We start from the raw sequence: 10640 nt of genomic DNA on the forward strand, positions 1-10640 counted from the left end.
CACCCGACGCACGAGCCTGGCGTGGCTGGTCCTCGCGGCGACGATCCTCGCCCTGACCGCGATGACCGCCCCGGACAACCTGCCGATCCAGATCGCCATGCTCGTGCTCCCGTTCGGCGCAGCGGTCGCCTGGTCGGGACAGCACGCAGCCGCGGCCGTCCATCTCGTCGAGGCCCAGCTGCGGCAGGCCCAGATCGAGGCCGCGGAGCGGATTGCCGTTTCGGATGAGCGGCTGCACCTGTCCCGTGATCTGCACGACGCGGCCAGCCACGCGGTGGGCACGATGATGATGCAGGCCAACGCCGCCGGCGTGCTGCGCGAGCGTGATCCCGACGGAGCGCGGACCGCCCTTGATGCCGTCGTCGACATCGGCCGGGAGGCCACCGTCGAGCTGCGCGCCATCAGCAACGTGCCGACGCGACCTGGTGCCCCGCTCAGCACGTCGACGCACCCGAGCGGGCCCGACGACACGATGGACCTCAGGCACGAGGTCAACCGATTGGTCGAGGCGGCCCGAAGCGCCGGATCCAGCGTGACGACGGACCTCGATCTCAGGACCGACGCAGACCCCGCGGACGCCCGGCTGCTCCTGCGGGTCGTGCGCGAGGGACTGGCCAACGCAGTGCGCCACGCGGCCGGGAGCGAGGTGACCGTGGAGGCGCGACTAGCCGGCAACCTGGCCGTGGTGAGGGTCACCAATGGGCCGGCCCGCCCCGATCCACGGCATCATTCGGCGGTGTTGGCGAACATCGGATCGGGTCTCGGGCTGCGCGGCCTGCGGGAGCTCGTCGATCAACGGCACGGCGAGCTCACCGCCCGCGAGACCGGCTCGGGCTTCCTGCTGTGTGCGACTCTCCCGGCACGCCACGCGATGACGCCGGCGGTCGGTTCGTGATCCGCGTCGTGCTGGCCGACGACCAGTCGCTGCTGCGCGCCGGTCTGCGATCGGTCCTCGCCGCGGAGGACGACCTCGTCGTCGTCGGTGAGGCCGCCGACGGTGCACAGGCGGCTCGCACCGCACAGGCCCTCGACGCCGATGTCGTGCTGATGGACATCCAGATGCCGGGCGTCGACGGCATCGAGGGTGTGCGTCGCGTCGTGGCCGGCGGAGCTCGTGCCAAGGTCCTGATGCTGACGATGTTCGACCTCGACGAGTACGTCTACAGTGCCCTCCGCGCCGGCGCTTCGGGGTTCCTGCTCAAGTCGGCCCAACCGGACGAGATCGTGCGGGCTGTCAGGGACGTGCACGACGGCGCGCTGCTGTTCGCGCCGACGGTCACGAAGCGACTCGTGGAGGCGTATGTCCGCACTCCGCCGTCGGGCGACGGCGTGCCCGCGGCGCTCGCCTCCCTGACGGAGCGCGAGCTCGATGTCGTGTCGGGCATCGCCCGCGGGTTGTCCAATGCCGAGATCGGGGCCGAGCTGCATCTCGGCGCGGCGACGATCAAGGCTCACGTGAGCAACATCCTGGCGAAGCTCGATCTGCGTGATCGGGTGCAGGTCGTGGTGCTCGCCTACGAATCGGGCTTCGCCACCGCGCGGTGAGGGCGCTGTCTTGCCCTGCCATATCCGGTCGCGCGCGAGTGTGGTGCCGTGAAACGTTGGGCCAGTGAAGATCTCGAATGGATCAGCCGAGCTCGCCACTGAGATCGTAGGCGAGGGGCCCGATGTGCTGTTGCTCCACGCCGGTGTCGTGGATCGCCGCGCCTGGCGTCCCCTGGTGGAGCGGCTCGCCCCAACGAACCGGTGCATCTCGTTCGACGCCCGTGGCCATGGCGGGACGACGTACCAGCCCGAGCCCTTCTCGAGGGTGGGCGACGCCCTGGCCGTCCTCGATTCGCTCGGCTCGTCCAGCGCGGTCGTCATCGGGAACTCGATGGGCGGACGGACTGCCCTCGACCTCGCTGTCGAGCACCCCGAGCGGACGACGGCACTGGTCCTCGTCGCGCCGGCGATCAGTGGCGCCCCGCAGGGCGACGACTCGCCCGAGGTCCAGGCCATCGACGAGCAGATGCAGGCGGCCGAGGATGCTGGTGACCTCGACCTGCTCAACCGGCTCGAGGCACGGTTCTGGCTCGACGGCATCAACGGTGGTGCCGAGGGGCGCGTCGGTGGACAGGTCCGTGAGCTGTTCCTCGACATGAACCGACGGGCCCTCGCCGCGGAGCCGACGGGCGACGAGGACCGGAGCACGAACGCCTGGGAGCGCCTGGAGCAGGTCGCGGTGCCGACCCTCGTCGTCGTGGGCGACCTCGACTACGACGTGTCCACGGCCAACGCCCTGACGGCTGCTCAGCGCATCCCCGGTGCCGAGGTCCTGAGGCTGCCGGATGCCGCCCACCTGCCGGTTCTCGAGGGGAATGAGGCGTGCCTGCGGGGCATCACGGAGTTCGTCGCCGCCCATCGTCCGTAGGGACGTGCACCCGGAGTACGCGGCCCTCGATCGTGGCTTCAATCCACACGACGCCGCCGTACTCATCGCCATCGACGTGGATCGTCAGAGGAGACTCGGTCTCGACGCGGACCGACGTCGCTGTCGTGTAGTCGAGCCCGGTCACGTCTCCCGGCCAGCGCAGCAGCCCCTTGAGCGCGATGGGCACCCAGCCCACCACCATGGTCGGCGCGACGGCGGCGAGGTGGAGCAGGCCGTCGTCGATCCGAGCTCCCGGCAGGACCTCGATGCCGAGCGGGATGCGACCGACGTTTCCCGCCAGCAGGCACCACAGCCGGTGGTGCTCAGGAGGTCCGCCGTCACAGCTGACCGTCATCGGCAGGAGTGGTGCGCCGAGCGTGACGAGTGCCGGGACGAAGTAGGCGACCCACTGCGTGTGCTTCTTCAGGGCGGGCCTGACGAGCTCCACCGTTCGCGCGTCATGCCCGATCCCCGCCAGGACGACGAAGGCTCCCTCGCGGACCTGGCCGTCGCGTCGCCCCCACCGCGCTCGGCCGAGGTCCGCCTCGTGCGGTTCCCCGTCAAGGGCGACGTCGAGGGCGCGCTCGACGGAGCCGAGGGGCAGGCCGAGGTTGCGGGCATAGAGGTTCGCCGTCCCGCGCGGCACGATGCCCATCGCCACGCCGGTCCCGGCGAGGGCGCTGGCCACCTCACGGACCGTCCCGTCGCCGCCGCAGACGACGACGACGTCGCTGCCGTCGGTCACCGCGTCCGCAGCCTGACCAGCGCCGGGATCCTCGACGGTCGTCGTGCGGACGGTCGGCGCGGGCCAGTGCCGTGACCGGCAGGCGCCCTCGACCGCGGCGCCAAGGCGATCGGTCGAGACTCGGATCGGGTTGGCAACGACGGCAACGCGCACTCATCGAGTGTGCCTGACTGGCGGGGCACCAACCCGGCTGGTGCACGGGAGCGAGCCCAGCGGCATACGGCATGGTCTTGGAGGACAAGCGGAAGGGGCCGAGGGCGCCCGAGCGGGCGACCCTCGACCCCTCCTGGTTGTCGACGATCACATGGCCGGCTGCTCCGGGGCTGGCGCCCGGAAGTTGCCCTTGGCCTTCTCGCCGTTGATGAGACTCGTGTTCATGGCGTAGTTGAGCACTGCGTATGCCACGGCGTCCGAGTTCTGCTCGAGCGCGAAGTCGTTGTTGTTGGCGTAGGTGTCACAGGCCTGGTGGTAGCACGGGTCGTAGGCCATGCCTGCGGTGCCGCCCCAGATGGCAGCCTCCTCGGCCGTCTTGATGCCCTCGGCGCCGGTGAACAGGCCGCCCGACGGGATGCCGGCCGCGATGAACGGACCGTAGTCCGAGCGTCCGCTGAAGTCGGTGCCCTTGAACGGGATGCCGCGGGACTCGAAGAACGCCTCGAAGGTCTGCTCGATCTGCGCGGAGCCCTCCGGCCCGGGTCCGGCGCCGACGTCGTCGGAGTTGTCACCGTCGTAGATGAAGAAGACGTGGTTCGGCGAGCCGATCATGTCGAAGTTGAGGTAGAGCGCGATCGTGTCGAGCTCCTCCTCCGGGAGGTTGGTGACGTAGTACGTCGACCCGACGAGGTTCGCCTCCTCAGCACCCCACCACGCGAGGCGGATGGTGTTCTGCGGCTTCACCTTCGCGAGCTGCTGGCCCAGCTCGAGCAGGGCTGCCGAGCCACTGCCGTTGTCGTTGATGCCAGGACCGTCGCTGACTGAGTCGAGGTGTGCTCCGGCCATGACGACGTTGCCTGCGTTCTTGCCCGGCAGCTCGGCCAGCACGTTGGAGGTCGTGGCCATCTCGCGCACGGTCTCGGTCTTGAGTCGAAGCTCGAGCCCGGTGGTGGCGGCCAGCTCCTGGCCCAGGGCCTGCGTGATGCCGACCACGGGAATGTCGAGCGTGAACGTGTTGCCCAAGGTACCGGCGAGCTCCCCCGGGATGTTGTTGTAGATCACGACGCCGACGGCACCGGCGTTGAAGGCATTGGTCGCCTTGATCCCGAACGCGCAGGCGCCTCGAGAGATCAACGCAATGTTCCCGGCGGTGAAGCCGGCGAAGTCAGAGGCCTCGCACCCGGGTGTTGCGTCCGCCGCCGGGAGTGCTGTCACCGGAGCCGTGACGTCGCCGCTTCCCGAGTAGGACATGATGGTGCTCTCGAGGGTGGCCGTCGGCGGCGGCGCGACGCGCTGCAGGACCGCTGGGGAGAGGTTCTCGAAGGTCTGGAACGTGAAGTCCTGGACCGACACGTTCCAGCCCGCTGCCTCCATGGTCTCCACCACGTAGTCGGCCGACGCGTCAAAGCCGGGGGTGCCCGAAGCGCGGGTGCCGTTGTTGTCGTCCGCGATCTGCTGGAAGGTGGCCTGGTGCTCGCGGACTCCGTCGAGGGTCACGCACTCGAGGAGGTTGCTGACGGTGTTGTTGTTGCGGGTCTCGCAGGACGGCGACGCGGCCGCGGCGGACACGGCGGCGGCGGTGCCTCCCCCGGCGGCGAGAAGCGCCGCCACGAAGGCGGCGGCAGTGCGATGCGTGCGTTGACTCATGTTGTTGCTCTCTCTCGATCGGTCCCGCCGGGCGGTGGCGACGGCGGCATACGAAGGGTCTGGCTTGTGGTCAGGCATGAGAGTGCTAGACGTGGGTCAATCGGCGACTCGGATCCGCGCGCTCGGAGGGTGGGCGCCGCGCTGCGCCGTGTGGAGGCTTGCTGACATCGTTGTCCGCATTCCCTTCGCCCCGGGGGGTCTGGTGGTTTGGCACAACCTAGCGACGGAGCGCGCCTCTGGGAAGGGCGCGTTGATCGGCGTCCGGGAGGTGCGACACGAACCGATAGCCTTGCCGTTGGCTCAGCAGGCAGACGGAAGGCGGACTGATGCCGGCAATCGTGCTCGTCGGGGCGCAGTGGGGCGACGAGGGCAAGGGCAAGGCGACCGACCTGCTCGGCAGCAGCGTCGACTACGTCGTCAAGTTCAACGGCGGCAACAACGCCGGCCACACCGTGGTCATCGAGCAGGACGGCAAGCGTGAGACATACGCGCTCCACCTGCTGCCGTCCGGCATCCTGTCCCCGAACTGCACGCCGGTGATCGGCAACGGCGTGGTCATCGACCTCGCGGTGCTCTTCGAGGAGATCGACGGCCTCGAGGCGCGCGGTGTCGACACGAGCAAGCTGCGCGTCAGCGCCAACGCACACCTCATCCCGTCGTACAACCGGACGCTCGACAAGGTCACCGAGCGCTTCCTCGGCAGCCGGCGGATCGGCACGACCGGTCGCGGCATCGGCCCGACCTATGCCGACAAGATGAGCCGCATCGGCATCCGCATCCAGGACCTCTACGACGAGCACATCCTGCGCCAGAAGGTCGAGGGCGCCCTCGACGTCAAGAACCAGGTCCTCGTCAAGATCTACAACACGCGTGCGGCTGACGTTGACGAGGTGGTGACCGAGCTGTTGTCGTATGCCGCTCGGCTCGCTCCCATGGTCAGCGACGTCTCGCTCGAGCTGGGTCAGGCGCTCGACCGTGGCGACACGGTGCTGTTCGAGGCGGGCCAGGCGACGCTGCTCGACGTCGACCACGGCACGTATCCGTATGTCACGTCGAGCAATGCGATCTCGGCCGGGGCCTGCACGGGGTCCGGGGTGCCGCCCACGCGGATCGACTCGGTCATCGCGATCCTCAAGGCGTACACGACTCGCGTTGGTGAGGGGCCGTTCCCGACTGAGCTGCACGACGACCACGGCGAGTTCCTCCGGAAGACCGGGGCGGAGTACGGCACGACGACCGGGAGGCCGCGGCGCTGCGGCTGGCTCGACGTCGTCGTGGGACGGTACGCGACCCGGGTCAACGGGGTCACCGACTTCGTCATCACCAAGCTCGACGTGCTCACCGGGCTGGACAAGGTGCCGGTCTGCGTGGCGTATGACATCGACGGAGTGCGGCACGACGAGATGCCGGTCAACCAGAGCGACTTCCACCACGCAGAGCCGATCTACGAGGAGCTGCCCGGGTGGTGGGAGGACATCTCACAGTGCCGCACCTTCGACGAGCTGCCCGAGAACGCCCAGCGCTACGTGCTGCGCGTCGAGGAGCTCATCGGTGCTCGCGTCTCGGCGATCGGCGTCGGTCCGGGCCGCGACGAGATCATCGAGCGCCACCCCCTCAACCCGCAACACACCCGCTGATCGTCAACTCGCCTCGGTTACAGCCGGGTGTGTCGCCCGGTATCCGGGTGTGTTGCCGAGCAGGACTGATTGATGCAGAAGGAAATCCCATGACAGAACAGGTTGTTGCCGAGGACTGGGTTACCCGGCTGGCCGACGAGGTGACCTTGGAAGCAGAGCGGCGAGGGCTCCGCGGTCCGATCGTGTGCGCCTCGGGAATCAGTCCCTCGGGGCCGATCCACCTCGGCAACTTCCGCGAGCTCATCACGCCGCACCTCGTGGCGGACGAGATCAAGCGCCGCGGGATCGCGTGCGAGCACATCCTCTCCTGGGACGACTTCGACCGGTTCCGGCGAGTGCCGAAGAACCTTGTGGGCGTTGACGAGTCCTGGGAGGAGCACGTCGGCAAGCCGCTCACCTCAGTCCCTGCGCCGCACGGGTCGCCCCACGCGAACTGGGCGGAGCACTTCAAGGCACCGCTCCTCGAGGCCATGGAGGCGACGGGCATCGAGGTCCGGCAGATCAGCCAGACCCAGCAGTACCGCGCCGGCGCCTACCGCGAGCAGATCCTGACTGCGATGCGCGAGCGCCTGGCCATCGACCAGGTACTGGGGCGGTACCGCACGCTCGAGGCTGCTGCCGATGCGAAGCAGAAGGCGTCGGGCAAGGGCAAGCGGCAGGATCCCGCCTTGGTGCAGCAGAAGCTGACCGAGGAGCAGGCCGCTGCCGCAACGGAGGCCGAGCGCGGATCGGGCGCGGCGACCGAGGACGACGGCAGCGAGGGCACGGCCGGCTACTTCCCCTACAAGCCGTTCTGCTCTGTCTGCGGCACGGACTTCACGACCGTCACCGGCTATGACGACGACTCGCACGACCTGACCTACCAGTGCACCAAGTGCGGCCACACCGAGCAGGTCGACCTCGACACCTTCACCAACGGCAAGCTCGTCTGGAAGGTCGACTGGCCCATGCGGTGGGCCTACGAGCACGTGCTCTTCGAGCCGTCCGGCGTCGACCACCAGAGCCCGGGCTCCAGCTTCGTCGTCGGCAAGGACCTGGCGCCGCTCTTCGGCTGGGAGCGACCGATCGGGCCGATGTACGCCTTCGTCGGGATCGCCGGGATGGCGAAGATGAGCTCGTCGAAGGGCGGCGTGCCCATCCCGAATGATGCCCTCGACGTCATGGAGCCCCAGGTCCTCCGCTGGCTCTACGCCCGGCGCCGGCCCAACCAGAGCTTCGACGTCGCCTTTGGCCCCGAGCTGCAGCGGCTCTACGACGAGTGGGACGCGCTGGTGCGCAAGGTCGCCGCCGGTCCCGAGGGTGGTGCCCAGCCGGGTGACCTCGCGGCGCACCTGCGCTCGACCTCGGTGGCCACAGCCGCCGGCGTGCATGAGCTGCCGACCACGCCACGGCCCATGCCGTTCCGGACCATCGCTTCGGTCATCGACGTGACGCAGGGCGATGAGGCCCAGGCGGTGCGGATCCTGTCCCAGCTCGAGCCCGACAACCCGGTGATCTCGATCGACGACCTTCGACCCCGTCTCGACTGCGCCGAACGCTGGATGCTCGGCTACGTGCCGGCCGAGGACCGCACCATCGTCCGGTCCGAGCCCGACACCGAGCTGCTGGCCGGCCTCGACGACGAGCAGCGTGAGTCGCTACGCCTCCTCGTGGATCGCCTCGACGACCACTGGTCGCTCGACGGCCTGACCCACCTCGTCTATGGCGTGCCGAAGGTACAACGGGGCCTCGACCCGTCCGCCAAGGTGAAGGATCCCGAGCTGTCCCGGGCGCAGCGCGCCTTCTTCGTCCTCGTCTACCGGCTCCTCGTGTCCAAGGACACCGGCCCGCGGCTGCCGACGCTGCTGCTGGCGGTCGGCGCCGAGCGCACGAAGCGGCTCCTCGGCCACTGACGATCGCAGCCCTTCGCGAGGCCAGCTGGCACTCGACTGAGGCGGGGGCGCATGCGAACGCCCCGGACACGTCGTTGTGATCCGGGGCTTCGACTTGGTGGTGGTGGGCGGGGGGCGAGATGCAGGGGGGGTGCATCACGTCCCCCGCCCGGTGCGAGTCACGGCAAGCCGAGACTGCGCCGGACGTCGATGGGGCCTCGGGGGGAGAGACCGGCGGGGAGGGTGGGTGGTTCGCACGCCGTCGACGTCTCAACAATCATCCCGCGCGCCCACGGGGGAAGTCGACGGATCTGGCATTCCTTGAACAAGTCTTTACCTTGCACAAGCGCACCTCAGGACAGAACGGTCATTCGGTGCGCGGCACGCGTCAGCGCCACGTAGACCACCCGAATGCCGCCGGGGGACTCCCGAGCGATCTCCGGCGGGTCGACGACGACGACGGCGTCGTACTCGAGGCCCTTGGTCGACATCGGATCGACGACCTCAACCCGCCCGCCAGCCGAGCCGGCGAGCGGAGCCAGCTCAGCGGCATACCGCTGCGGGGTGACGACAGCGATCGCCCCGGCCACCTGTTCCGCCAGGGCGTCGAGGGCGCCCTGAACCGAGCCGAACGCGTCCCGTCCGAGGGCACCCTCGACCACGTCGTGTCCCGTATCGCGGACCGCCTCGGGGATATCTGCGTCCGGCACCTCCCGGCGGATGACCTCGGCGGCGTAGTCGAAGATCTCCCGCGCGTTGCGGTAGTTCGTGGCCATGTGGAAGGCGCGGCGCGGCTGCGTGCCGAAGGCCTCCTCGCGTGCGGCCCGGGCCTCCTGCGCGTCGGTCCACGAGGCCTGCGCGGCGTCCCCGACAACCGTCCACGAGGCGTGGCGCCCCCGACGGCCGATCATCCGCCAATGCATCGGGGACAGGTCCTGGGCCTCATCAACGAGGATGTGCGCATACTCATCCGGCTTCCCGATCCGGCCGGCGAGCAGTCGCCCACGCGGATCCTCGGCAATGACCTCGGCGCGGGTCTCGCGAGTGGATGAGACGGGCTGGACCTCGGTGACGCCGAACTGGCTGAGGTCCTCGAGCTCCTCGATCTCGTAGAACCCGCGCTCCTCACGGGGCGCCTCCTGGACCGGTCCGACCTTGGCGGACAGGTCGTCGATGAGGGCGACGTCGGCGACCGACCAGGTCCCCACCTCGAGGGCTGTGCCGAACGAGGCGGCGAGCAGGTCGACGGCATGGTCATCGAGGACCCCTCGGCCATGGCGACGCAGGAGGTCCGGGTCGGCGAGCCAGGTCAGCACCTCGCGGGGGTCGACCTGCGGCCACCAGGCCGCCATGAACGCGTCGACATCGAGGTGGTCCTCCCACTTGTCGAGGAACTCGGCCTTCGCGTCACGATCGCCGGTGATGCCGAGCGATGACCAGGCGGCCTCGCCAAGGGCCGCCTGGGCAGCCGCGGTCGCGAGGTTGCGCTGGTGCTGCCTGAGCACCTGCGACCGCACCCGGTCGAGGGTCGGGGCCTCGAGGCGCACGGCACGTCCGGCGACGAACGCCCGGAACTCGGTCGGAGCGTCCGGCACGCGCCCCCGGGCGGCCTTCCCAAGGACGGTCCGGATGCGGGTGGACCCCTTGATGCGGGCCACGTCGGGCGGGTCGAGACGCTCGGTGTCCACCGCGTCGACGACCTCGCCGACCGCTCGCAGTGTCACTGACTCCTCGCCGAGCGAGGGCAGGACCCGCTCGATGTACGCGGTGTAGGCGCCGGACGGTCCGATGACAAGGATCCCGCCCGACTCGAAACGACGTCGCTCCGAGTAGAGCAGGTAGGCGGCCCGGTGCAGGGCGACGACCGTCTTGCCCGTGCCGGGCCCACCCGTGATCTCGGTGATGCCGCGTGCGGCGGCACGGATCGCCTCGTCCTGATGGGCCTGGATGGTCGCGACGATGTCGCGCATGCGGCCGCTCCGGGACCGGGTGAGCGCCGCCATCAGGGCGCCGTCGCCGACCACGACGATGTCGTCCGGCACCTCGGGGACCATGAGGTCGTCCTCGACGCCGATGACCGTGGACCCCTGGCTGCGCAGGACCCGGCGTCGCAGCACACCCATCGGCTCGACCGGTGTCGCCCGATAGAACGGTGAGGCCGCCGGCGCCCGCCA

At 69.6% G+C, this 10640-nt stretch carries 8 protein-coding genes; 5 read left to right on the forward strand and 3 right to left on the reverse strand.

All coding sequences use genetic code 11. From position 1 onward, the window contains the following. The 3 genes from VIR15_RS04130 to VIR15_RS04140 form a co-directional block, all read left to right on the forward strand. On the forward strand, positions 1-895 hold an 895-nt coding region (locus tag VIR15_RS04130), incomplete at its 5' end, for a sensor histidine kinase (protein ID WP_331926206.1). Further along, a complete protein-coding gene (locus VIR15_RS04135) occupies positions 892-1545 on the forward strand; it encodes a response regulator (RefSeq protein WP_331926207.1) in 654 nt (217 codons plus the stop codon). The genes VIR15_RS04130 and VIR15_RS04135, both read left to right, overlap by 4 nt. A 64-nt stretch (positions 1546-1609) precedes the next feature. Beyond that, positions 1610-2413 (forward strand): alpha/beta fold hydrolase, encoded by an 804-nt coding sequence (locus VIR15_RS04140; protein WP_331926208.1) that lies wholly within the window; start codon positions 1610-1612, stop codon positions 2411-2413. On the opposite strand, the gene VIR15_RS04145 is transcribed toward VIR15_RS04140, so the two are convergent. Beyond that, positions 2382-3311 carry a diacylglycerol/lipid kinase family protein gene (locus VIR15_RS04145; protein ID WP_331926209.1) on the reverse strand — a complete coding sequence of 310 codons (930 nt, stop codon included), beginning with the start codon at positions 3309-3311 and terminating at the stop codon, positions 2382-2384. The genes VIR15_RS04140 and VIR15_RS04145 overlap by 32 nt on opposite strands. 147 nt (positions 3312-3458) lie before the next feature. Beyond that, on the reverse strand, positions 3459-4958 hold the full coding sequence (locus tag VIR15_RS04150; RefSeq protein ID WP_331926210.1) for a M28 family metallopeptidase: 1500 nt from the start codon (positions 4956-4958) through the stop codon (positions 3459-3461). Between the two features lie 326 nt (positions 4959-5284). On the opposite strand from VIR15_RS04150, the gene VIR15_RS04155 reads away from it, so the two are divergent. Together VIR15_RS04155 and lysS are read left to right on the forward strand one after the other, a co-directional pair. Beyond that, positions 5285-6595, forward strand: coding sequence for an adenylosuccinate synthase (locus VIR15_RS04155; RefSeq protein ID WP_331926211.1), 1311 nt, complete (start codon positions 5285-5287; stop codon positions 6593-6595). Between the two features lie 89 nt (positions 6596-6684). Then, on the forward strand, positions 6685-8487 hold the full coding sequence (lysS, locus tag VIR15_RS04160) for a lysine--tRNA ligase (RefSeq protein WP_331926212.1): 1803 nt from the start codon (positions 6685-6687) through the stop codon (positions 8485-8487). 332 nt (positions 8488-8819) lie between these two features. On the opposite strand, the gene VIR15_RS04165 is transcribed toward lysS, so the two are convergent. Then, positions 8820-10640: HelD family protein (locus VIR15_RS04165; protein WP_331926213.1), on the reverse strand; the 1821-nt coding region annotated here is incomplete at its 5' end.

It is taken from the genome of Intrasporangium sp. (assembly GCF_036566125.1).
Taxonomy (GTDB): domain Bacteria; phylum Actinomycetota; class Actinomycetes; order Actinomycetales; family Dermatophilaceae; genus Intrasporangium.